The 23735-nt window shown below is 60.3% G+C and carries 24 protein-coding genes; 2 read left to right on the top strand and 22 right to left on the bottom strand.

The window, feature by feature from the left end:
• Position 1: 1 nt before the first annotated feature.
• From AC3WP4_RS10675 to AC3WP4_RS10725, 11 genes are all read right to left on the bottom strand, one after another.
• Entirely contained in the window at positions 2–991 is a 990-nt protein-coding gene (locus tag AC3WP4_RS10675) for a DNA polymerase III subunit delta' (RefSeq protein ID WP_102614829.1), read from the bottom strand.
• Positions 984–1616 (bottom strand): dTMP kinase, encoded by a 633-nt coding sequence (gene tmk, locus AC3WP4_RS10680; protein WP_102614830.1) that lies wholly within the window; start codon positions 1614–1616, stop codon positions 984–986. The genes AC3WP4_RS10675 and tmk overlap by 8 nt, the downstream gene beginning before the upstream one ends.
• A gap of 19 nt (positions 1617–1635) precedes the next feature.
• Positions 1636–2901, bottom strand: coding sequence for an endolytic transglycosylase MltG (mltG, locus tag AC3WP4_RS10685; protein ID WP_102614831.1), 1266 nt, complete (start codon positions 2899–2901; stop codon positions 1636–1638).
• Positions 2902–2904: 3 nt separating this feature from the next.
• Positions 2905–3720: an aminodeoxychorismate lyase gene (gene pabC, locus AC3WP4_RS10690; protein WP_074878978.1), complete on the bottom strand. Its 816-nt coding sequence runs from the start codon at positions 3718–3720 to the stop codon at positions 2905–2907.
• A complete protein-coding gene (gene fabF, locus AC3WP4_RS10695) occupies positions 3720–4964 on the bottom strand; it encodes a beta-ketoacyl-ACP synthase II (RefSeq protein WP_008152330.1) in 1245 nt (414 codons plus the stop codon). Before fabF ends, pabC begins: the two co-directional genes overlap by 1 nt.
• Positions 4965–5073: 109 nt before the next feature.
• Entirely contained in the window at positions 5074–5310 is a 237-nt protein-coding gene (acpP, locus tag AC3WP4_RS10700) for an acyl carrier protein (protein ID WP_003442511.1), read from the bottom strand.
• Between the two features lie 191 nt (positions 5311–5501).
• Positions 5502–6245, bottom strand: coding sequence for a 3-oxoacyl-ACP reductase FabG (fabG, locus tag AC3WP4_RS10705; RefSeq protein ID WP_074878980.1), 744 nt, complete (start codon positions 6243–6245; stop codon positions 5502–5504).
• A gap of 16 nt (positions 6246–6261) precedes the next feature.
• Entirely contained in the window at positions 6262–7200 is a 939-nt protein-coding gene (fabD, locus tag AC3WP4_RS10710; RefSeq protein ID WP_074878982.1) for an ACP S-malonyltransferase, read from the bottom strand.
• 125 nt (positions 7201–7325) lie between these two features.
• Entirely contained in the window at positions 7326–8336 is a 1011-nt protein-coding gene (plsX, locus tag AC3WP4_RS10715) for a phosphate acyltransferase PlsX (protein WP_074878985.1), read from the bottom strand.
• A gap of 4 nt (positions 8337–8340) precedes the next feature.
• Positions 8341–8523, bottom strand: a complete 183-nt coding sequence (gene rpmF, locus AC3WP4_RS10720; RefSeq protein ID WP_008152339.1) for a 50S ribosomal protein L32 — start codon at positions 8521–8523, stop codon at positions 8341–8343.
• Between the two features lie 13 nt (positions 8524–8536).
• Positions 8537–9064 carry a YceD family protein gene (locus AC3WP4_RS10725; protein ID WP_004371317.1) on the bottom strand — a complete coding sequence of 176 codons (528 nt, stop codon included), beginning with the start codon at positions 9062–9064 and terminating at the stop codon, positions 8537–8539.
• Between the two features lie 106 nt (positions 9065–9170).
• Here AC3WP4_RS10725 and AC3WP4_RS10730 point away from each other — a divergent pair, with 106 nt between their 5' ends.
• A complete protein-coding gene (locus AC3WP4_RS10730; RefSeq protein WP_102614832.1) occupies positions 9171–9749 on the top strand; it encodes a Maf family protein in 579 nt (192 codons plus the stop codon).
• A gap of 247 nt (positions 9750–9996) precedes the next feature.
• On the opposite strand, the gene AC3WP4_RS10735 is transcribed toward AC3WP4_RS10730, so the two are convergent.
• Genes AC3WP4_RS10735 through rluC form a run of 3 tightly spaced genes read right to left on the bottom strand, consistent with a single transcriptional unit; the run spans position 9997 to position 12622 of the window.
• Positions 9997–10986 (bottom strand): S49 family peptidase, encoded by a 990-nt coding sequence (locus tag AC3WP4_RS10735; RefSeq protein ID WP_074878989.1) that lies wholly within the window; start codon positions 10984–10986, stop codon positions 9997–9999.
• Positions 10987–11010: 24 nt separating this feature from the next.
• The gene (locus tag AC3WP4_RS10740; protein WP_102614833.1) at positions 11011–11673 is read right to left on the bottom strand and encodes an HAD-IA family hydrolase; all 663 of its coding nucleotides are present in this window, start codon (positions 11671–11673) and stop codon (positions 11011–11013) included.
• Entirely contained in the window at positions 11660–12622 is a 963-nt protein-coding gene (rluC, locus tag AC3WP4_RS10745; protein WP_074878993.1) for a 23S rRNA pseudouridine(955/2504/2580) synthase RluC, read from the bottom strand. The genes AC3WP4_RS10740 and rluC overlap by 14 nt, the downstream gene beginning before the upstream one ends.
• Before the next feature lie 700 nt (positions 12623–13322).
• Here rluC and rne point away from each other — a divergent pair.
• The gene (rne, locus tag AC3WP4_RS10750) at positions 13323–16517 is read left to right on the top strand and encodes a ribonuclease E (protein ID WP_102614834.1); all 3195 of its coding nucleotides are present in this window, start codon (positions 13323–13325) and stop codon (positions 16515–16517) included.
• A 179-nt stretch (positions 16518–16696) separates the two neighbouring features.
• Here rne and AC3WP4_RS10755 read toward each other — a convergent pair whose 3' ends face one another.
• The 8 genes from AC3WP4_RS10755 to AC3WP4_RS10790 all read right to left on the bottom strand — a co-directional run bounded on the left by AC3WP4_RS10755 (position 16697) and on the right by AC3WP4_RS10790 (position 23726).
• Positions 16697–17287: a nucleotidyltransferase family protein gene (locus AC3WP4_RS10755; protein ID WP_102614835.1), complete on the bottom strand. Its 591-nt coding sequence runs from the start codon at positions 17285–17287 to the stop codon at positions 16697–16699.
• Complete coding sequence (locus tag AC3WP4_RS10760; RefSeq protein ID WP_102614836.1) at positions 17284–18267, bottom strand: XdhC family protein; 984 nt, start codon at positions 18265–18267, stop codon at positions 17284–17286. Before AC3WP4_RS10760 ends, AC3WP4_RS10755 begins: the two co-directional genes overlap by 4 nt.
• On the bottom strand, positions 18267–20588 hold the full coding sequence (locus tag AC3WP4_RS10765) for a xanthine dehydrogenase family protein molybdopterin-binding subunit (protein WP_102614837.1): 2322 nt from the start codon (positions 20586–20588) through the stop codon (positions 18267–18269). The genes AC3WP4_RS10760 and AC3WP4_RS10765 overlap by 1 nt, the downstream gene beginning before the upstream one ends.
• Positions 20585–21055 carry a (2Fe-2S)-binding protein gene (locus AC3WP4_RS10770; protein WP_074879003.1) on the bottom strand — a complete coding sequence of 157 codons (471 nt, stop codon included), beginning with the start codon at positions 21053–21055 and terminating at the stop codon, positions 20585–20587. Before AC3WP4_RS10770 ends, AC3WP4_RS10765 begins: the two co-directional genes overlap by 4 nt.
• 244 nt (positions 21056–21299) lie before the next feature.
• Positions 21300–22319 (bottom strand): UDP-N-acetylmuramate dehydrogenase, encoded by a 1020-nt coding sequence (gene murB / locus AC3WP4_RS10775; protein WP_102614838.1) that lies wholly within the window; start codon positions 22317–22319, stop codon positions 21300–21302.
• Positions 22316–22780, bottom strand: a complete 465-nt coding sequence (locus AC3WP4_RS10780) for a low molecular weight protein-tyrosine-phosphatase (RefSeq protein ID WP_074879007.1) — start codon at positions 22778–22780, stop codon at positions 22316–22318. The genes murB and AC3WP4_RS10780 overlap by 4 nt, the downstream gene beginning before the upstream one ends.
• Positions 22780–23544, bottom strand: a complete 765-nt coding sequence (gene kdsB, locus AC3WP4_RS10785) for a 3-deoxy-manno-octulosonate cytidylyltransferase (protein ID WP_102614839.1) — start codon at positions 23542–23544, stop codon at positions 22780–22782. The genes AC3WP4_RS10780 and kdsB overlap by 1 nt, the downstream gene beginning before the upstream one ends.
• On the bottom strand, positions 23541–23726 hold the full coding sequence (locus AC3WP4_RS10790; protein WP_007945752.1) for a Trm112 family protein: 186 nt from the start codon (positions 23724–23726) through the stop codon (positions 23541–23543). Before AC3WP4_RS10790 ends, kdsB begins: the two co-directional genes overlap by 4 nt.
• Positions 23727–23735 lie beyond the last annotated feature (9 nt).

Here is a 23735-nt window from a genome sequence, read left to right on the forward strand (position 1 = left end):
GTCACTTCTGGGTAGGCAAACCTACCCATTGCACCAACAGCGCCTCCAGCAACAACACCCGGTTGAGGTTGGCTTTGCTCATCACTTTCTGGCGCTGGGCGAGGATCCAGTCCTGGATATTCAGGACTTTGTCCTGGCCGGCTTTCTGCGCCAGGTACTGAATCACCTTGCGCATGTCCGCCAGTCCCAGGCCTTCTTCATCCTGAGTCAGCTGATAGCGCAGGATCAGGCTCGACCAGTCGCAGAACCAGTCGAACAACAGCAACAGCGGAATTGCATTCCAGCCTTCGGCCAGTTGCGTCGGTGACTGTTGCTGCTTGAGCAATTTTTTCACGCCATCGACCACCAGCGCCCGCTGCTCGCGCACGCCCTGGGCCTGCAAGTTGACGGCGGCCAGTGGCGAACCGGCAGCCAGCGTCAGCAATTCGATACGCTCTTCTTCCCCACAGTCCGGCAAAGCCTTCGCCAGCCAGGCCAAACTCATGGCTTCGCTCGGCAGCGGACAGGCCTGCTGCTGGCAGCGGCTCTTGATCGTTGGCAGCAAACGACTGGCCTGGTGACTGATCAGCAGCAACACGGTATCACCGGAAGGCTCTTCAAGACTTTTGAGCAAGGCGTTGGCGGCGTTGACGTTCATCGACTCGGCCGGCTCGATCAGCACTACTTTGCGACCGCCCATCTGCGCGGTCTGAACCACGAAGCTGACCAGATCACGAACCTGATCGACCTTGATCGCCTTATCGGCTTCTTCCGGTTCCAGAATGTAGTTGTCTGGGTGACTGCCGGCCTTGAGCAACAGACAGGATTTGCATTCGCCGCAAGCATCGTGGGCGGGGCTCGGGCGCTGGCACAGCAAACTGGCCATCAAGCGCTCGGCGAGCGCGCGTTTGCCGATCCCGGCCGGGCCATGCAACAGATAGGCGTGGGCATGTTGCTTGCGACCGGCCAACTGCTGCCAAAGGCTGTCCTGCCACGGATAGGCTTCAGCCACGGGTCAACTCCAGCAGACGCGGCAGCAAGGCATCCAGCGCCTGCTGAACCTGCGTCAGCGGCTGGGCGGCATCGACCAGGACATAACGCGCAGGATCCGCCTCAGCACGCTTGAGGAAAGCACTGCGCACCGCATCAAAAAAGGTTCGGCCTTCGAGCTCGAAACGATCCAGACGACCGCGAGCGCTGGCGCGGGCCAGGCCCACTTCCACCGGCAGATCGAAAATCAACGTCAGGTCCGGGCGCAGATCGCCCTGGACGAAGGCTTCCAGCGTCGCGATGCGCTCCAGCGACAGGCCGCGGCCGCCACCCTGATAGGCATAGGTCGAATCGGTAAAGCGATCACACAGGACCACCGCACCGCGGGCCAGTGCCGGGCGAATCACCTCGGCCAGATGCTGGGCTCGCGCGGCGAACACCAACAGCAACTCGGTGTCGGGGTTCATGACTTCGTCAACCGGCGCCAGCAGCACTTCGCGGATTCGTTCGGCCAACGGCGTACCGCCTGGTTCGCGAGTCAGCACGACCTCGATACCCGCGGCGCGCAGGCGCTCGGCCAGGTATTCGCGATTAGTGCTCTTGCCGGCCCCTTCCGGGCCTTCCAGGGTAATAAACAAGCCAGTCACAGGCAGTCCTTAGTCAGGGTCATTGCGGGCTTTGCGGCGCGGCTGCATCCGGTTCGGGCGCGGGGGCAGCTGCGGGTTCTTGAGCGGGTTCTTGCGCCGGCTCCGGTGATGGCGAAGGCTCAGGCGCTTGCGATTCTGGTGGCGCCGCCTGAGCAGGCTCTTGCGGCGACACTTGCGGCACAGCCTCGAGGACTGTGTCGGGTGAAGCAGCCGGAATCGGTGCCTGCTCATCCATCGCCTCTGGCGCCGTGGTCGGCGCCGGGCTGGAGCGGTAGTCTGCACGGCGCTTGATCTGGAACTCCCGCACAGCGTTATTGTGCGCGTCCAGATCATCGGAGAACACGTGGCTGCCATCACCACGCGCAACGAAATAGAGGCTATTGCCCGGCACCGGATTCAGCGCTGCATGAATCGCTTCGCGGCCGACCATGGCGATCGGGGTCGGCGGCAGTCCCGAAATCACGTAGGTGTTGTACGGCGTCGGTTCCTTGAGGTGGGCACGAGTCAATTTGCCGTTGTAACGATCACCGAGGCCGTAGATCACGGTTGGATCAGTCTGCAACAACATGCCCATTTCCATGCGCCGCACAAACACGCCAGCGATTTGCCCGCGCTCCTGCGGCACGCCGGTTTCCTTCTCCACCAGCGAGGCCATGATCAGTGCCTGATAGGGCTCGGTGTACGGCACGTCAGCGGCGCGCTGGCTCCATTCCTTGGCGAGGACTTCGTCGAGGCGGTCGTAGGCTTTTTTCAGCAGTTCGACATCGGTCATGCCGCGCACGAAGCGATAGGTGTCAGGGAAGAATCGCCCTTCCGGAAAAATCCCGCTGTGGCCGAGTTTGTCCATCACCTCGCTATCACTCAAACCGTCGAGGGTCTTTTCGAGTTTTTCATCCTTGGCCAGAGCAGCGCGGACCTGATGAAAATTCCAGCCTTCGACCAGCGTCAGGCTGTACTGAACCATTTCCCCGCGTTTCCACAGGTCAATCAGGCCTTCGACGGTCATGCCGGGCCGCATGCGGTACTCGCCCTTGTGCAACGGTTGTTTGGCGAGATTGAAGCGCCAATAGACCCGCAGCCAGAAAGCGTCCTTGATGACGCCATCGGCTTCGAGTCGATAGAAAGTGCGGGTCGGTGTCGTGCCTTTGGGCACTTCCAGCAGCTCTTCCTGGGTGATGTTCAGCGGCTGTTCCAGCGCCGAATGAATTTTCCAGGCAGAAGCGCCCAGACACAGCCCTGCCAGAACCAGTCCGGTTTCCAGCAGCAGCAACAATTTACGTCTCACGTATCAAGCATCCAGTAGCGCGCGGGCAATGGTTTGGAGTTTACGGGTGAGCGGCCCAACCGGCCAGCTTAGTGCGGCATAGGCGCGCACCGGCCAAACGCCATACACGCTGTTGCAGACAAAGACTTCATCAGCCCATTGCAGCTGATCGAGGGTGATATCGGTGATTTGTGTGGCGATCCCCAATGACTCGGCTTGAAACAATAATTCGGCACGCATCACACCAGCCACGCCGCAGCGCTTCAAATCAGCCGTGATCAGCACGCCATCGCGAATCAGGAACAGATTGCTGAACACGCCTTCAATGACACGTCCGGCCTGATCGAGCATCAAGCCTTCGGCATGATCGGTGTCTTGCCATTCGGAGCGGGCGATGACCTGCTCAAGACGGTTCAGATGCTTGAGTCCGGCGAGCAGAGGCTGTTTGGAAAGCCGCGTCGCACAGGGAAACAGGCGAACGCCCTGCTCCGCATGGGCAACAGGATAAACCGCAGGAGGGTTGCCGAGCATGATGCGGCGCGCCTGGGCCGAAGGATCGGGCGCATAGCCGCGCGCGCTTTCGCCACGGGTGACGATGAGCTTGAGCACACCTTCGCCCAACGCTTGGGCGTAGGTCAGTAATTCTGTGCAGACAGCCGGGTGATCGAGATTGATTGCCAACCGCTGACAACCCTTGACCAGGCGCACCAGATGCCGATCCAGCAGCACCGGGCTGCCGTTGTGTACGGCGATGGTCTCGAACAGACCATCGCCGTAAGCCAGGCCGCGATCCTTCAGCGACAAAGCGTCAGCCGGCTGACCGTCGACCCAGCTGTCCATCAGTCAGCGAACCGACGGAACACCAGCGAGCCGTTGGTACCGCCAAACCCGAAGGAGTTGGACAGCACCACGTCGATATCCATATTGCGCGCGGTATGCGGTACGAAATCAAGGTCGCAACCTTCGTCCGGCTCATCAAGGTTGATGGTCGGCGGTGCTACCTGGCTGTTGATCGCCAGCACACTGAAAATCGCCTCGACCGCGCCCGCCGCACCCAACAGGTGACCGGTCATGGACTTGGTCGAACTGACTGCCAGCTTGTAAGCGTGATCGCCGAATACCGACTTGATCGCACAGGCTTCGGCAAGGTCGCCCGCCGACGTCGAGGTGCCGTGGGCGTTGATGTACTGAACCTGATCGCCGTTGATCCTGGCATCGCGCAGCGCATTGGTGATGCAGCGGGCAGCACCCGCGCCATCCGCTGGTGGCGAAGTCATGTGGTAGGCATCGCCACTGGTGCCAAAGCCGATCAGCTCGGCGTAGATCGTCGCACCGCGGGCCTTGGCGTGTTCCAGCTCTTCCAGAACCAGAGCGCCGGCACCGTCGGACAGCACGAAGCCATCACGGCCCTTGTCCCATGGACGGCTGGCGCGGGTCGGTTCGTCGTTGCGGGTCGACAGTGCACGGGAGGCACCGAAGCCGCCCATGCCGAGGCCGCAAGCGGCCATTTCAGCGCCGCCGGCAATCATCACGTCGGCTTCGTCGTACATGATGTTGCGTGCCGCCATGCCGATGCAGTGCGTACCGGTGGTACATGCGGTGGCGATGGCGTAGTTAGGTCCCTGTGCGCCCAGATGGATGGACAGGAAACCGGAAATCATATTGATGATCGAGCCAGGCACGAAAAACGGAGAAATCCGTCGTGGGCCGGAATCATGCAGCGTGCGGCTGGTTTCTTCGATATTGGTCAGTCCGCCGATACCCGAACCCATGGCCACGCCGATGCGCTCACGGTTCGCGTCGGTGACTTCCAGACCGGCATTACGAACTGCCTGAAAACCTGCGGCCAGACCGTACTGAATGAACAGGTCGAGCTTGCGAGCTTCCTTGACCGACAGGTATTCCTCGACATTGAAGCCCTTCACCGAGCCGCCAAAACGGGTGGAATAGGCAGAAAGGTCGGTGTGTTCGATCAGACCAATGCCACTGCGGCCAGCCAGAATGCCCTGCCAACTGCTCGGCACATCCGTGCCCAGTGGCGACAACATACCCATACCGGTGACTACGACGCGTCTACGCGACACAGCACTCTCCTTTTTTCAAATGACGACTTTGCATCAGGCCTAAAGAAAAAACCGCACGCCGTGATGGCAGTGCGGTTTTTCCATGACAGCAAGCAACGATTACAAGCTATTAAGCCTGGTGGTTAGTAACGTAATCGATTGCGGCTTGTACAGTAGTGATCTTCTCAGCTTCTTCGTCAGGGATTTCGGTCTCGAATTCCTCTTCCAGAGCCATCACCAGCTCAACGGTGTCAAGGGAGTCGGCACCCAGGTCTTCAACGAAGGAAGCAGTGTTGACCACTTCTTCTTCTTTAACGCCCAGTTGCTCAGCAACGATTTTCTTGACGCGCTCTTCGATGGTGCTCATACCTTGTTTTCACTCCTAATGGACAAATTCAGGCAGCTGGCCAGTGGGTAAGTGTATAGAAAGACTTTTCAGTTTTTCAACTGAAAGCTTCACTCCTCAAACCCGACGACCCTCTGCCTATAAATAGATTGCAGCTTTATAACGGATTTTAGACAGCTCGTATGACATTTTTTTGAAGCAATCCGTCACATTTAACTCATGTACATCCCGCCGTTCACCGGGATTGTAGCCCCAGTAACGTAAGCCGCACCGTCGGATGCAAGAAAAGCGACCACAGACGCGATCTCTTGAGCTTGCCCCAGACGGCCCAGCGGAATCTGCGTCTGCAAGGCTTCACGCTGTGCCTCAGGCAATTCGCGGGTCATATCGGTGTCGATGAACCCAGGGGCCACCGAGTTTACCGTAATCGAACGCGAACCGACTTCACGCGCCAGGGAACGACTGAAACCTTCCAGACCGGCCTTGGCGGCTGCGTAGTTTACTTGGCCTGCGTTGCCCATGGCACCCACAACCGAGCCAATACTGATAATTCGTCCCCAACGGGCTTTGGTCATGCCGCGCAAAACGCCCTTGGACAGGCGAAACAGACTGTTCAGGTTGGTATCGACGACATCATGCCATTCGTCATTTTTCATCCGCATTATCAGATTATCGCGGGTGATACCGGCATTGTTGACCAGGATCGCCGGCGCACCGAACTGCGATGTAATGCTCGCCAGTACTGCCGCAACGGATTCGTCGCTGGTGACATTGAGTTCCAGGCCAGTGCCTTGAATCCCGTTTTCCGCCAGGGTTGCCGCAATGCGCTCGGCACCCGAGGCAGACGTCGCAGTGCCGATAACGATGGCGCCCTGACGACCCAATTCCAGGGCGATAGCCTGGCCGATACCGCGGCTCGCGCCAGTGACCAGTGCAACTTTACCTTGCAGACTCATGCAGGCTTCTCCTGATTCAGGCCAACGCTGCGCGAGCGGCAGCGAAGGCGTCGGGGGTATTGAGGTTGGATGTCGACACGCCTTCGGCGCAACGCTTGTTCAGGCCAGCCAGCACTTTGCCCGGGCCGCACTCGACCAACTGGGTAGCACCTTTGGCGGCCAGCGCCTGAACCGATTCGACCCAGCGTACAGGCTTGTAGAGCTGCTCGAGCAGATCGCGCTTGAGGGTTTCCAGATCGGCCGGCACACTGGCGCTGACGTTCTGAACCAGCGGAATCTGCGGCGCCTGCCAATCGATCGCTGCGATCGACTCGGCAAAACGCTCGGCCGCCGGACGCATCAACTCGCAATGAGACGGCACGCTGACCGGCAACGGCATGGCGCGCTTGGCACCACGAGCCTTGCAGCCTTCGATGGCGCGCTCGACCGCAGCCTTGGCACCGGCGATGACTACCTGGCCTGGCGAGTTGAAGTTGACCGCACTCACCACTTCGCCTTGCGCCGCTTCGGCACAGGCTGCCAGCACATCCGCATCGTCCAGACCGAGAATGGCGGCCATGCCACCTTGCCCGGCCGGAACGGCTTCCTGCATCAACTGACCACGGCGTTCAACCAGCTTGACCGCGTCGCCCAGGCTCAGGCTGCCCGCAGCGACCAGAGCACTGTATTCGCCCAGACTGTGCCCGGCAACATAAGCCGGACGCGCACCGCCTTCAGCCAGCCACAGACGCCACAAGGCAATCGAGGCGGTCAGAATGGCCGGCTGGGTTTTATCGGTTTGATTGAGTTGCTCTTCCGGCCCTTGCTGGGTCAGTACCCACAGGTCGTAACCCAGAGCATCGGAAGCTTCTTTGAATGTTTCGAGGACAACCGGATGTTGTGCGCCCAACTCGGCCAGCATGCCGAGGGACTGCGAACCCTGTCCCGGAAAGACGAATGCGAGGGAAGCAGACATGTAACAAGCCCCTAATGATCTTGTCGTCGGATAATTGACGTCCCGCAGGAGGGACGCAAGAAACTGACAGTTGGATGGCAAATTGAACTGAGCGGTCACATTTAAGCATTGTCCGACGAAAACGCCTAAAGCAACAAATCCTCAAGACGACCGTGAATGCGTTCCGGCAGGTTTTCCTGAATCTCGATCAAGGCACGCTGAATCGCACTCTGGAAGCCCTGAACCCCCGCCGAACCATGGCTTTTCACCACAATCCCCTGCAATCCGAGGAAACTTGCGCCGTTATGCCGCGCAGGCGCCAGATCAGCTTGCAAGCGTTTCATCAGCGGCAAAGCCAGAGCACCGACCACTTTCGACGCAAGATTTTTCTTGAACAAGGCTTCGATGCGCGCGGCAATCATGGTCGCCAGGCCTTCGCTGGACTTGAGCAGGATATTGCCGACAAAACCGTCACACACCACCACATCCGCCTCGCCACGGTACACACCGTCACCCTCGACAAAACCGATGTAGTTGATACCACGAGCACTTTGCAACAATGTTGCAGCCAGCTTGACCTGCTGATTACCCTTGATGTCTTCAGTACCAATGTTCAACAGCGCCACTCGCGGACGAACAATGCCCAGGGTTTCCGCCGCCACCGACCCCATCACAGCGAACTGCAATAGATGCTCGGCACTGCAATCGACATTGGCACCCAGGTCGAGCAACTGGCAATAACCCTTCTGCGTCGGAATCGCCGCCACCATTGCCGGCCGATCAATGCCCGGCAAGGTCTTGAGCACAAACCGCGACAACGCCATCAGCGCACCGGTATTGCCGGCGCTGACACAGGCCTGCACCTTGCCGTCTCGCAGTAATTCCAGCGCCACGCGCATCGACGAGTCGGGCTTGCCGCGCAGGGCCTGGGCAGGCTTTTCGTCCATGGTGATGACTTCGGACGCCGGCACGATCGACAGGCGCGAGCGATCCACAGCCGATTGGCCAGAGAGCAATTCTTCAAGAAGGGAGGGTTGACCGACGAGGGTCAGGTGCAGCGAGGGCGTAGCAGACAGGCAAGCAAGGCTGGCCTGAACAATGCTGCGGGGACCGAAGTCCCCGCCCATTGCGTCAATCGCGATGACTTGAGCAGACAAGTGATTACTCGTCAGCGCCCTTGTCGATCACTTTACGGCCACGGTATACGCCTTCTGGCGATACGTGGTGACGCAGGTGAATTTCACCGGTGGTTTTTTCTACAGACAGAGTGCTTGCCGTCAGGGCGTCGTGCGAACGACGCATGTCACGGGCAGAGCGGGATTTTTTGTTCTGCTGAACAGCCATAATTGATTAACTCCTAAACGTTTGGGTCACGCTTTAACTGCGCCAATACACTGAACGGGTTGGACCGCGTTACCTCGTCCTCGCTCGGTTCGGGCTCATCGAGACCCGCCGGCTGCTGGCATTCTTCCGGATGATGAGCAGGCACAATGGGCAAGGCGAGCAAAAGCTCCTCCTCGATCAGTGACTGCAGATCCAATGGATCTTCGCCCAGTTCCAGCACGTCATAACCTTTCGGCAACGACTGGGTATTCGCACCCTCCTTCACCACAGCATAACTGCATTCGCTATGGATCGGCAGGGTGACCAGCTCAAGACAACGCTGGCAAACCATTTTGACTTCGGTGTCGATAAAACTGTGGATTACCACAGACTTACGTTCATCTCGTTCAAAAACGAATTTAGCCTGCACCGTACCGACAGTGTCGGAAAGCGGGTCGCAGAGTCTCTCCAAATCGGCCAGCAGCAGTTCACCTTGAAGGGTGGTGCCACGATCAGCCAATTTGCGCGGGTCAACGTGAGGTGGAATCGGGTCATTCAACATAGGCGCAGCATTATAGGGATGCCCCCAGCCATGTCAAAGGAAATTCAGCCCTGTCCGTCACTTGCAAGCCTCCGTTAGAATTCGCGCCTGCCTTTTGGAGATGCGCATGCTGCCTTTATTACTCGCTTCAAGCTCGGTTTATCGCCGGGAATTGCTGGCCCGCCTGCAGCTGCCGTTCACCTGCAGCTCGCCGGATATCGACGAAAGCCACCGATCGGGTGAGTCTGCCGTCGAGCTGGTAAAGCGTCTTGCAGAGGAAAAAGCACGCGCGCTGGCCAGCAGTCACCCCGCCCACCTGATTATCGGCTCCGACCAGGTTGCGGTGCTCGGCGAGCGGATTATCGGCAAACCGCACACCCTCGAAAAGGCCCGCGAACAATTGCTGGCGTCTAGCGGTGCCAGCGTGACCTTCCTTACCGGCCTGGCCCTGCTCAACAGCCAGACGGGTGAATGCCAGGTCGACTGCGTGCCGTTCACCGTACACATGCGCTCGCTCGATCAGGCGCGCATCGAACGCTACCTGCGCGCCGAACAGCCCTACGACTGCGCTGGCAGCTTCAAAGCCGAAGGTTTGGGGGTGAGCCTGTTTCAAAGCACCGAAGGCCCTGACGCTACCAGCCTGGTCGGCCTGCCCTTGATTCGCCTGGTGGACATGTTGCTGGCCGAAGGTGTGCAAATCCCCTGACCACCCTGTAGCTGACGAAGCCTGCGTGCGCGCAACCTACTGAACACCGCAATTGTGTAGCAGCTGGCGAAGCCTGCGTTCGGGTGCGCAGCGCTCGCAAATCCGGATTGCACGGTCTATCTGAAAGGTTGCGGCGCATGGTTTGGCGAGCGCTGCGCACTCGAACGCAGGCTTCGCCAGCTGCTACAGGGATCGTGCAGACATTAAAAAACCGGCCACTTGGGCCGGTTTTTTATGCCGAAGGCGATCAGCGCAACGAAGGCCCCTGGAAGCCCATCCACATCGCCAGATGCTCAGCCACACTGGCACCGAGTTTTTTCGAGAAGCGGTCGAACGGCGATTCCTGAACGGTGAAATCCACCAGCTCTTTCTCGCCGATCACGTCACGTGCCACCGAACTGGCATTCCCCAAACCATCGATCAGACCCAGCGGCAGCGCTTGCTCGCCCGACCAGACCAACCCGGAGAACAACTCTGGATGTTCCTTGTCCTTGAGACGGTCGCCACGACCTTTCTTGACGCTGCTGATGAACTGCTGATGAGTGGTATCGAGCACACCCTGCCAGAACCGGGTTTCTTCAGGCTTCTGCGGCTGGAACGGATCAAGGAACGATTTGTGCTCGCCCGAGGTGTAAGTACGACGCTCGACACCCAGCTTCTCCATGGTCCCGACAAAGCCATAACCGGCTGCGGTCACACCAATGGAACCCACCAGGCTCGCCTTGTCGGCATAGATCTGATCCGCCGCACTGGCGATGTAGTAAGCACCGGAAGCACCCAAATCCGAGATCACCGCGTAAAGCTTGGTGTCCGGATGCAGGCCGCGCAAACGACGGATTTCGTCATAGACGTAGCCTGACTGCACCGGACTGCCACCCGGACTGTTGATTCGCAGGATGACACCCTTGACCTTCTTGTCTTCGAACGCTGCACGCAGGCTGCCGACGATGTTGTCAGCGCTGGCAGGCTCCTTGTCGGCGATCATGCCGGTCACGTCGATCAGCGCGGTGTAGTTGCCACTGAGGGTGGCGGCTTTCTCCATGTCCATCAGGGGCGTGAACAGGACCAACGCGCCAAACAGGTACACAAAAGTCAGCAGCTTGAAGAAAATCCCCCAGCGACGGGACCGGCGCTGCTCCTGCACGCTGGCCAGCATGGTCTTTTCCAGCAGCTTCCAGCTTTTCTCGTCACCGCTCTCTACGCTTGCCTTGGCGGGCGCTTTCCATTCGTCGGTCATGACATTTACCCCAGCAAAAACCTGTTAAACCCGCTGACTCAGCCAGGCATGCAATTCTGAAAAACGATCAATGGCCAGTGTCGGCCCGAATAATTTCAACGCTTCGATCGATTGCGCGCCGTAGCTGACGGCCACCGAATCCATGCCCGCATTGCGCGCCATCTGCAAGTCAAAGGACGAGTCCCCCACCATCAACGCCTGCTCCGGGCGAACCTCACAGTGAGCGAGGATCTGCTCGAGCATCAGCGGATGGGGCTTGCTGGCGGTTTCGTCGGCCGCGCGGGTAATGTCGAAATAATCTTCCCAACCGTGAGACTTCAACACCCGATCCAGCCCGCGACGAGCCTTGCCGGTCGCGACCGCTAAGTGATAACCCTCTGCACGGAACGCCTCCATCGACTCGACCACCCCTTCGAACAACGGCGAAGGCACGGCTTCCGAGGCAATGTAGTGATCAGCATAGTGCTGACGGAAGGCCACCAATTCGTCGTCGCCGATTTCCGGATACAACGTACGAATCGCCTCCGGCAAGCCCAGACCGATGATCCCCTTGACAGCAAAATCATCGCGCAACTGAAAACCGGAGCGCTCGGATGCGACATGCATCGACTCGACAATTCGACCAATGGAGTCGGCGAGCGTGCCGTCCCAATCGAAAATCAGCAGCTTGCAGTCAGATGGGTGCACTCAGGCGCTCCACAGTTTTGGCCCACATCTCGTCGACTGGCGCCTGCAACTTCAGCTCACCGCCATCCGGCAGCGGCACAGTCAGCAGGTAGGCGTGCAGGAACAGGCGCTTGCCGCCCAGGTCACGAATCTCTTTGCTGAAGCCTTCATCGCCGTACTTGGTGTCACCGGCAATGCAATGCCCGGCGTGCAAGGTGTGAACGCGGATCTGGTGAGTCCGGCCAGTGATCGGCCTGGCTTCGATCAGGGTAGCGAAGTCGCCAAAACGACGCAGGACCTTGAACACGGTCACGGACTCTTTGCCCTCCTCCTCGTCAACTTCGACCATACGCTCGCCGGAGCGCAGATTGCTCTTGCCCAGCGACGCCCGGACTTGCTTGATCGAGGCCGCCCAGTTGCCGCGAACCAGCGCCATGTAGCGCTTGTCGACGCCATCGCCACGCAATGCCGTGTGCAAGTGACGCAGCATGCTGCGCTTCTTGGCGATCATCAGCAGGCCGGAGGTGTCACGGTCGAGACGGTGAACCAATTCGAGCTCCTTGCAATCGGGACGCAACTGACGAAAGGCTTCGATCACCCCGTAAGTCAGTCCGCTGCCACCGTGGACCGCAATGCCGCAAGGCTTGTTGATCACGATCAACGCCTTGTCCTCGAACACAATCGAGGCTTCGAGGCGCTGTAGCAGGCCTTGTGCCAGCGGTACCGGTTCGTCGCGCTCAGGCACGCGAACCGGCGGCACGCGCACGATATCGCCCGCCTGCAGCTTGTATTCGGGCTTGATCCGACCTTTGTTCACTCGCACTTCGCCTTTGCGCAAAATGCGGTAAATCAAGGTCTTGGGCACGCCTTTGAGCCGAGCGAGAAGGAAGTTGTCAATTCGTTGGCCGGCATATTCCGGCGAGACCTCCAGCAGTTGTACGGCTGGGGTCGAAGGGGCTGTAGTCGTCATGGCGCGGATGATAACAATTTTTTATGGAATTGAAGCACTTAATCATTGCTGCTATAGTCGCGAACGCCGCCAAAAGTGGCCTGGACAGCGGACTAACGGTCAAAAACCGGCCCTGACCAACGCAATTCACGAGGACGAGAGGCCGTCCTACGAGGCTTTCGCTACGAAACGGTAGAGTTTGCAGTTGTAACGAGCGCAGGTGACATGAGGCCTGAAGCATGCCGCAAAGCAGAGTTTTCACTCGCCTTGCGAGCAAATATTCATGGCCAGTTCACAAAGTGCAGTCAGCTACGAACAAACCCGAGCGAACGCTGCGGAAACAACGCCTAAATTAGCCATGATGCGTGACCTCCCCTTTCGGAGCTCACGGTAAATGCCAACCCGCTGCGGATTCTGCGCGCGGCAGCACCCGAATTATCAGGGATACGTGTAGGGTGGAGATGCACAACCGCTGGACTGTGTAGCAATAGGCTTTATCAAGACGCTTCATCTCGTCCACAGCCGCTGGTTGATTCCTCCTCCTGACTGAGTGCTTAAGTAGCCACAGCAAGCAGGACGCGTACGTCGCGACGCCGGCCCAATTGGTCGGGGTTCGCTAGACACTGGAGTGTCCAACCACTCCTGACGCACCTGACACCGACCATGAGAAGTCGTGTGTGCCGAACGCCGTTTCCGGCAGCCCGGAAACCGACGGTACTACATGAAAAGAATGCTGATTAACGCAACTCAACCCGAAGAGTTGCGCGTTGCACTGGTAGATGGCCAACGCCTCTACGACCTGGACATCGAATCCGGTGCACGCGAGCAGAAAAAGGCCAACATCTATAAAGGCCGGATTACTCGCATCGAACCAAGCCTGGAGGCTGCCTTTGTCGATTTCGGCTCTGAGCGCCACGGCTTCCTGCCCCTCAAAGAAATCTCCCGCGAATACTTCAAGAAAGCCCCCGAAGGCCGCGTCAACATCAAGGACGTCCTGAGCGAAGGCCAGGAAGTCATCGTTCAGGTCGAAAAAGAAGAACGTGGCAACAAGGGCGCAGCCCTGACCACTTTCATCAGCCTGGCCGGTCGTTACCTGGTTCTGATGCCGAACAACCCGCGTGCCGGCGGTATTTCCCGTCGCATCGAAGGTGAAGAGCGCAACGAACTGCGTGAAGCCCTGAACGGCCTGGTTGCCCCAGCCGACATGGGCCTGATCGTTCGCACTGCCGGCCTTGGCCGCAGCAGCGAAGAAATGCAGTGGGACCTCGACTACCTGCTGCAACTGTGGACCGCCATCAAAGAAGCCTCGCTGGATCGCTCCGCGCCGTTCCTGATCTACCAGGAAAGCAACGTGATCATCCGCGCCATCCGCGATTACCTGCGCCAGGACATCGGCGAAGTGCTGATCGACAGCGTTGAAGCACAGGACGAAGCCCTGACCTTCATTCGCCAGGTGATGCCGCAGTACGCCAGCAAGATCAAGCTGTACGAAGACAGCGTTCCGCTGTTCAACCGTTTCCAGATCGAAAGCCAGATCGAGACCGCTTTCCAGCGCGTCGTTGAACTGCCTTCCGGTGGCTCCATCGTTATCGATCCGACCGAAGCCCTGGTGTCCATCGACATCAACTCGGCGCGCGCCACCAAAGGCAGCGACATCGAAGAAACCGCTCTGCAGACCAACCTTGAAGCCGCCGAAGAAATCGCCCGTCAGTTGCGCTTGCGCGACATCGGCGGCCTGATCGTCATCGACTTCATCGACATGACCCCTGCCAAGAACCAGCGCGCCGTGGAAGAGAAAGTCCGCGAATGCCTGGAAGCCGACCGCGCTCGCGTGCAAGTCGGTCGCATCTCGCGCTTCGGCCTGCTGGAAATGTCCCGTCAGCGCCTGCGTCCATCCCTGGGCGAAAGCAGCGGCATCGTTTGCCCGCGTTGCAACGGCACCGGCATCATCCGTGATGTTGAATCGCTTTCGCTGGCGATCCTGCGCCTGATCGAAGAAGAAGCCCTGAAAGACCGCACCGCCGAAGTTCGCGCCCAGGTGCCGATCCCGGTCGCCGCGTTCCTGCTCAACGAGAAACGCAACTCGATCACCAAGATCGAACTGCGCACCCGCGCCCGCATCGTCATTCTGCCGAACGATCACCTCGAAACGCCGCACTTCGAAGTGCAGCGTTTGCGCGATGACAGCCCGGAAGCCGCGGTCGGCCAGTCCAGCTACGAAATCGCTGCTGCCGCTGCCGAAGTCGAAGAAGTCCAGCCAGCCGCTGCGACCCGCACCCTGGTTCGCCAGGAAGCCGCGGTCAAGACGGCTCCGGCTCGCGCCAACGCTCCGGTTCCGACCGAAGTCGTCGCTGCCCCACCTGTTGCCGCACCGGCCGCCGCGCCAGAGCCAAGCCTGTTCAAAGGCCTGGTGAAGTCGCTGGTCAGCCTGTTCGCGACCAAGGAAGAGCCTGCTGCTCCGGTGGTGGTTGAAAAACCGGCGACCACCGAGCGTCCGGCCCGCAACGAAGAGCGTCGCAACGGCCGTCAGCAGAGCCGCAACCGTAATGGTCGCCGCGATGAAGAACGCAAGCCTCGCGAGGAACGTGCACCGCGTGAAGAACGCGCACCGCGTGAGCCCCGCGAAGCCCGCGAAGAAACGCCAGCAGTAGCAGTCGCCCGCGAAGAACGCGCTCCACGTGAAGAGCGCGCACCACGCGCCCCGCGTGAAGAACGTGCACCGCGCGCTCCTCGCGAAGATCGCAAGCCACGTGGCGATCGTGAAGAGCGTCCGGTCCGTGAACTGCGCGAGCCTCTGGATGCCGCTCCGGCCGCCGCTGTTACCGCTGAAGAGCGTCCAGCCCGCCAGCCACGTGAAGAACGTGCTCCACGCCCACCGCGTGAAGAACGTCAGCCACGTGCCGAGCAAGCCGCCGCAGTAGCTGAAGAAGAACTGGTTACCAACGAAGAGCAACCGCAGGAAGACGGTCAGGATGGCGCCGAAGGCGATCGTCCACGCCGCCGCTCCCGTGGCCAGCGTCGTCGCAGCAACCGTCGTGAGCGTCAGCGCGATGCCAACGGTAATGTGATCGAAGGTTCGGAAGAATCCGAGTCCGCCGAAGGTAACGAAGCGGCTGAAACCAGCGAAGCCCCAAGCGCTGCCGATCTGGCCGCCGGCCTGGCTGTTACCGCAGCTGTTGCCAGCACCGTGATCAGCGCTCCAGCCGAAGCACAGGCTAACGAGCAAGCCGAACGCGCGACTGCCGCCACCCTGGAAACTGCTCCAGTGGAAGCGCCAGTGGTTGAAGCAACGACTCCGGTCGAAGCCACCGCTGCTCCGGAAATCGAAGTGGCTCCGGTTCGTGAAGCACAGCCTGTCGTTGAAGCTGCCGCTGAGCCAGTGGTTAGCGCAGAACCGGTTGCCGAAACAGCCAGCGAAACAGTAACCGAAGCTGTCCGTGAAGTTCGCGAAGAGCAAACGGCGTTCAACTGGGTTGCCGAGCCACCTGTCGCCGAAGCGCCGGAAGCCGAAGCCATGGTGTCCGAGCCAGTGGTTGCTGCTGCAGAGCCTGCTCCAGTGGTTGAAGCACCGGTTGTTGCCGAAGTGGCCGCACCGCAAGTCGACGCCGCCCCTGTCAGCGCCCTGACGCCAAGTGGCCGTGCGCCGAACGACCCACGTGAAGTGCGTCGCCGCAAGCGTGAAGAGGAGCGTCTGCAGAAGGAAGCCGAACTGGCTGCCGCTGCTGCTCCGGCTGCTGCCGAACCAGCACCGGTTGTCGCTGAAGTCGTCGAGGCAGCACCTGCCCCGGCTGCTGAAGTCGCTGCTGCTGAACCTGCCGCATCGGCGATCGACGAAGCACCGCGCTCCGTTCAGGAAGCGGTAGAGCAACACGAACAAGCCCTGGAAAAAGAACACGAGCCTAAACCTCTCGTCTGATTCCATCGGCTAATAAAAAGCCCCGCCTGGTGATCCAGGCGGGGCTTTTTTATGTCCATGAACATCCCCCTCTGTGGGAGTGAGCCTGCTCGCGATGGCGGTTTAACATTCGATATTTATGCACGCTGATCCAACGCTATCGCGAGCAGGCTCGCTCCCACAGGGAATCTGTTCCAAGGCTACTTGAAGGTCAACTTCTCTGGCACATCCACATCCCACAACACCCCGGGATCGTCCACGGCTACCTCGACCACCCGGGCCTGCGCAAACAACGCCTTGGCGCCTCGATCACCGGACAACGCCATCAACGCGGCACCAAAGCTGCGCCCAAATCCCACCGGATGCCCATACTCGTCTTGATGCACCGGAACACTGACGGCGTCATCAGCAATCCCCGCCACCACCTGCTCAATACTCGATGGAAGGATGAACGGCATATCCCCCAGCACGATCAGCCAGCCACCGAGCTGCGGACAGGCCGCTACCCCGGCCGCGATGCTGTCGCCCATGCCGGTCGATTCAATCAGCACGATTTCGCAACCATAAGCCTTGGCCATGCGGGTCACCTGCGGCCGATCCACAGTGGTCACCAGGACGCGCTTCTCAAGGGACGCCGGCAAATTCACCAGCACTTGCTCGATCATCGAATGCACAGCGCCGTCGCGCCCCGTGCAATCCGCCACCAGCTTGTCCCGCTCGACACCGGCCTCCTGTCGAAACCGACGGCCCTGCCCTGCTGCCAGCACAACGACGCCGATGGGTTCGCTCATACCACCTCCTGCAACAGCTTCTTCTGCTTGAGCTCGACACCGTTCTTGATCGCGACGATTTCGGCCAGCAGCGACAAGGCGATTTCCGCCGGCGTGTGGCTGCCAATGTGCAAACCGATCGGGCCGTGCAACCGAGCGATAGCCTCTTGTGACAAGCCTAGCTGAGCCAGATTGTCCCGGCGCTTCAAGCTGTTGACCCGCGACCCCAGCGCACCGACATAAAACGCCTTGGAGTCCAAAGCAGTGAGCAGCGCCATGTCATCGAGGCGAGGATCGTGGGTCAGGGCGACAATGGCGGTGCGCTCGTCAGTCTGGATGCTGAGCACCGCTTCATCGGGCATGCCCGAAACAAAGCGCCCGTGCTGCTCTTCCCAGCCATAAACGAACTCGGAACGCGGATCGCAGATCAGCACTTCGAAATCCAGCAGCCGCGCCATCTCGGCGACATACCGGGACAACTGCCCAGCACCGATCAGCAACAGCCGCCAACGGGGGCCGTAAATGGCCCGCAATGTCTTGCCATCGAACGTCAGCACATCCGTCTTGTCAGCCGGTTGCAGCGTGACTTCACCCGTCTCGACCCTGAGCGAGCGAGCCACGATTTCATGCGCCTCGCAGCGCGCCAGCAACTCGGCGACCCAGGCCGGATCGCCGACCCGTTCCTCGGTCAGGCGCAGGGTGCCGCCGCACGGCAAACCGAAGCGTGCCGCCTCCTCACGGGTGACGCCGTAAGTGATCAACTGCACCGGCGGCCCAGCGGCGGGAATACGACCGTCGTGCAGCCGCGCGATCAAATCGTCTTCGACACAACCACCGGACACCGAACCAATCACCACGCCATCTTCACGCAAGGCCAGCATGGCGCCAGGTGCCCGCGGCGCGGTGCCCCAGGTCTGGACCACGCTGTACAACACCACCCGCTGACCGGCGCGGCGCCATTCGAGCACGCTGCGCAGGACGTTCAGATCGACGCTGTCCATCAGGCTTGCGCCTTCTGCCAACCTTGCAGCTGATAGCGAACCGGCAGGTTGCGGATGCGTTTGCCGGTGGCGGCAAAGATTGCATTGCACAGCGCCGGCGCAATCGGCGGCACGCCGGGTTCACCTACCCCGCCCAACGGCACATTGCCTGGCGGCGTGACCAGATGCACCGCAACTTCCTTCGGCGCCAGGGATATGCGCGCCACTTCGTACATGTGGAAGTTGTCCTGCTGGACCTTGCCGTCCTTGAAGCTGATTTCCCCCAGCACCGCGTTGCCCAGGCCCATGACACAGGCGCCTTCGAACTGCGAGCGAATCCGCTCGGGGTTGATCTGCGGTCCGCAATCCACCGCGATGTCAGCCTTGTGCACGATCAGCGTGCCGTCGTCTTTGACTTCGACCTCGATCACCGCCGCCACATACGTCACGAAGCTGTAATGCACCGCCAGGCCCAGGCCTCGGCCCTTGGGCAACTCACGGCCCCAACCGGCGGCCTTGGCAGCGGTTTCCAGTACCGCGCGCATCCGCGCGGTGTCGATCGGATAACGCTCGGGGGATTCGCCGTAGTTCCACTCTTCACTCAAGGTGCGCGGATCGATCTGCCGGTCCGGGCCAAGCAATTTGATCTGGTACTTGAGCGGATCCTGGCCGGCCTTGTGCGCCAGTTCATCGACAAAGCTCTGAATCGCAAAACCGTGAGGAATGTTCGACACCGAGCGATACCAGCCGACCCGGGTATGCACCGTCGCTTCGGGGTTTTCCAGGCGCACGTTGGGAATCGCGTAAGCCATGTTGGTGAAACCCATGCCCAGTTCGAAGGCCGCCTCGTGGTTCATGCCCGGCGCGAACAGCGCGGTGATGCTCGGCGCCACGGTGCGGTGCAACCAGCCGGACGGCAGGCCGTCCTTGTTCAGGCTGGCTTTCAGGTACTCGGCGGATACCGTGTGGAAATAGGAGCAGTGGATGTCGTCTTCACGGGTCCATTGCACCCGCACGGCCTTGCCGGGGAACTCCTTGGCGAGGATGGCTGCTTCGATGATGAAGTCCGGTTTGGATTTACGCCCGAAACCGCCGCCCAGCAAGGTGACGTTGAAGGTGACGTTATCGAACGGAATGCCGAGGCGCTCGCCAATACGTTCGCGAGTGACTTGGGGGGCCTGGCTTGGGGCCCAGGCTTCGCACACACCGTCCTTGAAGCGGGCGATGGCGACCATCGGCTCCATGGGTGCTTGCGTGAGATGCGGCAGGTAATAGGAGGCCTCGACCGTGTTGTCGGCACTGCTCATGGCTTCGTCGATATTGCCGGTATTGCGCACCACTTTGCCGGGTTTGAGCGAGGCATCCTCAATTTCCTTGCGGTAGGCGATCGAGTCGTAACTGGCGTTGGGGCCATCGTCCCACTCGATTTTCAGCGCTTCGCGGCCCTTGATCGCCGCCCAGGTATTACTGGCGACCACGGCCACGCCGCCCAGCGGTTGAAACTCCAGCGGCAGTGGCCGATTTTCGATCTGAATGACCTTGATCACGCCCGGGACTTTCATCGCGGCGCTGGAGTCGACGGACTTGACCTTGCCGCCGTACACCGCAGGGCGCGCAATGGTGGCGTAGAGCATGCCGTCGAAATGCACGTCTGCACCGTAAATGGCGCGACCGTTGACGATGTCGACACCGTCGATGGCCTTGGCGCCTTCCTTGCCGATGTAGCGGAATTCCGACGGTTGCTTGAGTCGCAGGCTGTCACGCGCCGGCACTGCCAACGCACCGGCAGCGGCGGCCAAGGCGCCGTAACCCAATTCACGGCCGGTCGGTTTATGGATGACTTTATGCAGTTGCGCATGGCATTCGCCGACCGGCACTTTCCACTGTTCGGCAGCGGCTTGTTCAAGCATGGTCCGTGCCGCGGCACCGCATCGACGCATTGGTTCGTACCAGTGGCGCATGCTGCGCGAGCCATCGGTGTCCTGGTTGCCGAAGCGCACTTCATCGCCCGGCGCCTGTTGCACCTTCATCATCGCCCAGTCGGCTTCCAGTTCATCGGCCACCACCATCGTCAGGCTGGTGCGCACACCCTGGCCCATTTCCGAGCGGTTGCAGACCACGGTCACCTTGCCGTCAGCGGCGATGCTGACGTACACCTTGGGATCATCGATCCAGCCGTTGGGCATGCCATCGGCGCCGAATTTCTTGTCTTTCTCGGCGGCGAAAGCGTCTTGCCAGCCCCAGCTCGCCGCTAAAACCAATGCACTGGTGGCACCAACGCCTTTGAGGAAACCGCGGCGACTGAAGTTGCTCAGCGCGAAATCATTCGGTAACTGACTCATGCCTTGGCCTCCTTCAGGTGAGTGGATGCCTGGCGGATGGCGGTTTTGATGCGGTTGTACGTGCCGCAGCGGCAAATATTGCCGACCATTGCCTCTTCGATCTGTTCGTCGCTGGGGTTCGGGTGGGTCTTGAGCAGCGCCGTGGCGGACATGATCTGCCCGCCCTGACAGAATCCGCACTGGGCCACGGCAGTGTCGAGCCAGGCTTGCTGGACGACTTGCCCGACCGGATCGGCGTGCAGGTTTTCGATTGTAGTGACGTTCTGCCCGACCACCGAACCGATCGGCGTGATGCAACTGCGCGCCGGGGCGCCGTCGATATGAATGGTGCACGCGCCGCACAGGCCCATGCCGCAGCCGAATTTGGTGCCGTTGTAACCGGCCACGTCGCGGATTGCCCAGAGCAGCGGCATGTCCTCGGTGACGTCGAGTTGATGGTCTTGACCATTGAGCTTCAGGGTAATCATGGGCACGCCCGCATAGTTATCGGTTATGGGGTCGAGCAATCTGCCGCCAAAGGTTGGCGGTTGGCATCACGCAGATCGGCTCAGGCTAAATGGGCTCTCTTATGCGGACGGTAGCGTCTGCATCGGGCCTTTGGTGGAGCAAACGTTTGCATCGTTAGGTGGCTAAGTTAACCCAGCATTAACAAAAAAGCCCTGCACCGTTAAACGTGTGCAGGGCTTTGAGATCAGTCTTGAAAGCGTAGCCTCAATACCGATTGGGCTCCATTTCCAGATCGACATGAAAACGTTCTGAAATGTCTTTCTGAATGCGTTGCGCCAGGTTCAGCAATTGCAGGCCCGTCGCGTTGCCGTAGTTGACCAGCACCAATGCCTGCAATTTATGCACGCCGGCATCGGCTTCACGGAAACCTTTCCAGCCGGCCCGCTCGATCAGCCACCCCGCCGCCAGTTTCATCTGCCCGTCGGGTTGCGCGTAGGCCACCAGATCCGGGTATTCACCTTTGAGTTGCGCGACGAGCGCCGCTGGCACCAACGGATTCTTGAAGAAGCTGCCGGCATTGCCGAGCACTGCCGGGTCCGGGAGCTTTTCGTTGCGGATACTGCAAATCGCCTGGCTGACATCGGTGGCGGTCGGGTGATCGATACCTTGCTCGGTCAGGCGCTGACGCACCGGGCCGTACTCCAGATGCAGGTGCGCGGCGCGGTCCAGGATGAAACGAACCCGCAGGATCAACCAACGCCCCGGTTCCTGTTTGAACAGGCTGTCGCGGTAGGCGAAGTTACATTCTTCCAGAGTGAAATCCCGCAAGTCGCCGGTCTGGCGATCCAGCGCGGTCAGGCCGGCGAACACGTCCTTGATCTCCACGCCATAAGCACCGATGTTCTGCATCGGTGCCGCGCCGACGGTGCCGGGAATCAGGCTGAGGTTCTCCAGCCCCGACAACCCTTGCGCCAGGGTGTGCTGCACGAACGGATGCCAAGGCTCGCCGGCCTCGGCTTCAATAACGACCTTGCTGCCATCATCGCTCAGGATGCGAATCCCGCGGGTGGCCATGCGCAGCACCAGCGACTGGATATCGGCCGTTAGCAGCAGGTTGCTGCCACCACCAATCACCAGCAACGGCACGTCATGCTCCACCGCATAAGCCAGGGCTTCACGCACGTCGGCATCGTTATGAGCCTCGGCAAACAGCCGGGCCTGAACGTCGACGCCGAAGGTGTTGAACGGCTTGAGCGAAACCCGGGGTTGGACCTGCAAACTCATAACCGCCCCTTCAATTCGATCACCAGCAAATCACTGGCGCGCTCGATCAGGTCCAGCACCTGCTCAAAACCTTGGTCGCCGTCGTAGTACGGATCCGGCACTTCATCGATTTCCGACTGGTACCGCCGCAAAAACAGGTCCAGCTCGGCTTTGCCCTTGGCCGGTTGCATGGCCTCAAGATTGCGCAGGTTGCTGTGGTCCATCGCCAGAATCAGGTCGTAGGTGGCGAAATCGGCGCGGGACACTTGCTGTGCGCGCTGGGCGGACAGGTCATAACCGCGCAGCCTGGCTGCCGCCTGGCTGCGCTTGTCCGGCGCCTTGCCGACGTGCCAGTCACCGGTACCCGCGGAGGCGACTTCGATTTGATCGGCCAGCCCCGCCTCGCGCAGTTTGTGTCGCAACACGCCTTCGGCCGTGGGTGAACGGCAGATGTTGCCCAGGCAGACAAACAAAACCCGCATCAGGCCTCCAGCAGGCGACGAACGCGCTCAAGGTCTTCGATGGTATCGACGCCGGTCGGCGGTGCGATCAGCGCGTCGGCGACGTGAATCCGCACGCCATGCCACAGGGCACGCAGCTGTTCCAGGGATTCAGTATTTTCCAGCCAGCAAGGTCCCCAGCTGACAAAGTCATGCAGGAAACCGGCGCGGTAAGCATAGATGCCGATGTGGCGGCGATAGGGCACGCCTTCCGGCAATTGCTCACGGCTTTTGGCGAATGCGTCCCGGGCCCACGGCATCGTGGCACGACTGAAGGTCAGTGCCAGGCCATTAAGGTCGCTGACAACCTTGACCACATTGGGATTGAACAGGGTTTCCACATCTTCGATCGGCTCGGCCAGCGTGGCCATGCGCGCTTCGGTGTGGGCGGCCAGGTTGGCAGCCACCTGGTCGATCACACTCGGCGGGATCAGCGGTTCGTCACCCTGGACGTTGACCACAATGGCGTCGGGCGCCAGACCCAGTTTCGCGGCGACTTCAGCCAAGCGGTCGGTGCCGGAATTGTGATCTTCGCGGGTCAGCACCACTTCAGCGCCAAACCCTTTGCAGGCCTCGACGATGCGCGCATCGTCAGTGGCCACCACCACGCGCTGCGCACTGCTTTTGCTCGCCTGTTCCCAGACGTGCTGGATCATCGGCTTGCCGGCGATCAGCAACAGCGGCTTGCCCGGCAAGCGAGTGGAGGCGTAGCGCGATGGAATGACAACGGTAAAGGCTGTGGTCATTTATCCAGACGCTCGTCGGTGGTCAGGGTGCGGGCTTCGGTTTCGAGCATCACCGGGATGCCGTCGCGAATCGGGTAAGCCAGGCCTGCGCCCTTGCTGATCAGCTCGGTTTTGTCGGCACTGAGCTTGAGCGGGCCTTTGCAGACCGGGCAAGCGAGGATATCGAGCAATTTGGTGTCCATGAGCATTCC

Source organism: Pseudomonas sp. FW305-20, from assembly GCF_058788075.1.

What these genes read in the sequence shown, in the direction of transcription:
- murB (WP_102614838.1), bottom strand. Translation starts at nt 22,319, where the DNA reads ATGAGTTTGCAGGTCCAACCCCGGGTTTCGCTCAAGCCGTTCAACACC.
- kdsB (WP_102614839.1), bottom strand. Translation starts at nt 23,544, where the DNA reads ATGACCACAGCCTTTACCGTTGTCATTCCATCGCGCTACGCCTCCACT.
- AC3WP4_RS10760 (WP_102614836.1), bottom strand. Translation starts at nt 18,267, where the DNA reads ATGGACAGCGTCGATCTGAACGTCCTGCGCAGCGTGCTCGAATGGCGC.
- fabG (WP_074878980.1), bottom strand. Translation starts at nt 6,245, where the DNA reads ATGAGTCTGCAAGGTAAAGTTGCACTGGTCACTGGCGCGAGCCGCGGT.
- rpmF (WP_008152339.1), bottom strand. Translation starts at nt 8,523, where the DNA reads ATGGCTGTTCAGCAGAACAAAAAATCCCGCTCTGCCCGTGACATGCGT.
- AC3WP4_RS10765 (WP_102614837.1), bottom strand. Translation starts at nt 20,588, where the DNA reads ATGAGTCAGTTACCGAATGATTTCGCGCTGAGCAACTTCAGTCGCCGC.
- AC3WP4_RS10725 (WP_004371317.1), bottom strand. Translation starts at nt 9,064, where the DNA reads ATGTTGAATGACCCGATTCCACCTCACGTTGACCCGCGCAAATTGGCT.
- AC3WP4_RS10790 (WP_007945752.1), bottom strand. Translation starts at nt 23,726, where the DNA reads ATGGACACCAAATTGCTCGATATCCTCGCTTGCCCGGTCTGCAAAGGC.
- rluC (WP_074878993.1), bottom strand. Translation starts at nt 12,622, where the DNA reads ATGACGACTACAGCCCCTTCGACCCCAGCCGTACAACTGCTGGAGGTC.
- AC3WP4_RS10735 (WP_074878989.1), bottom strand. Translation starts at nt 10,986, where the DNA reads ATGACCGACGAATGGAAAGCGCCCGCCAAGGCAAGCGTAGAGAGCGGT.
- AC3WP4_RS10755 (WP_102614835.1), bottom strand. Translation starts at nt 17,287, where the DNA reads ATGAGCGAACCCATCGGCGTCGTTGTGCTGGCAGCAGGGCAGGGCCGT.
- AC3WP4_RS10770 (WP_074879003.1), bottom strand. Translation starts at nt 21,055, where the DNA reads ATGATTACCCTGAAGCTCAATGGTCAAGACCATCAACTCGACGTCACC.
- AC3WP4_RS10780 (WP_074879007.1), bottom strand. Translation starts at nt 22,780, where the DNA reads ATGCGGGTTTTGTTTGTCTGCCTGGGCAACATCTGCCGTTCACCCACG.
- acpP (WP_003442511.1), bottom strand. Translation starts at nt 5,310, where the DNA reads ATGAGCACCATCGAAGAGCGCGTCAAGAAAATCGTTGCTGAGCAACTG.
- AC3WP4_RS10730 (WP_102614832.1), top strand. Translation starts at nt 9,171, where the DNA reads ATGCTGCCTTTATTACTCGCTTCAAGCTCGGTTTATCGCCGGGAATTG.
- pabC (WP_074878978.1), bottom strand. Translation starts at nt 3,720, where the DNA reads ATGGACAGCTGGGTCGACGGTCAGCCGGCTGACGCTTTGTCGCTGAAG.
- rne (WP_102614834.1), top strand. Translation starts at nt 13,323, where the DNA reads ATGAAAAGAATGCTGATTAACGCAACTCAACCCGAAGAGTTGCGCGTT.
- fabD (WP_074878982.1), bottom strand. Translation starts at nt 7,200, where the DNA reads ATGTCTGCTTCCCTCGCATTCGTCTTTCCGGGACAGGGTTCGCAGTCC.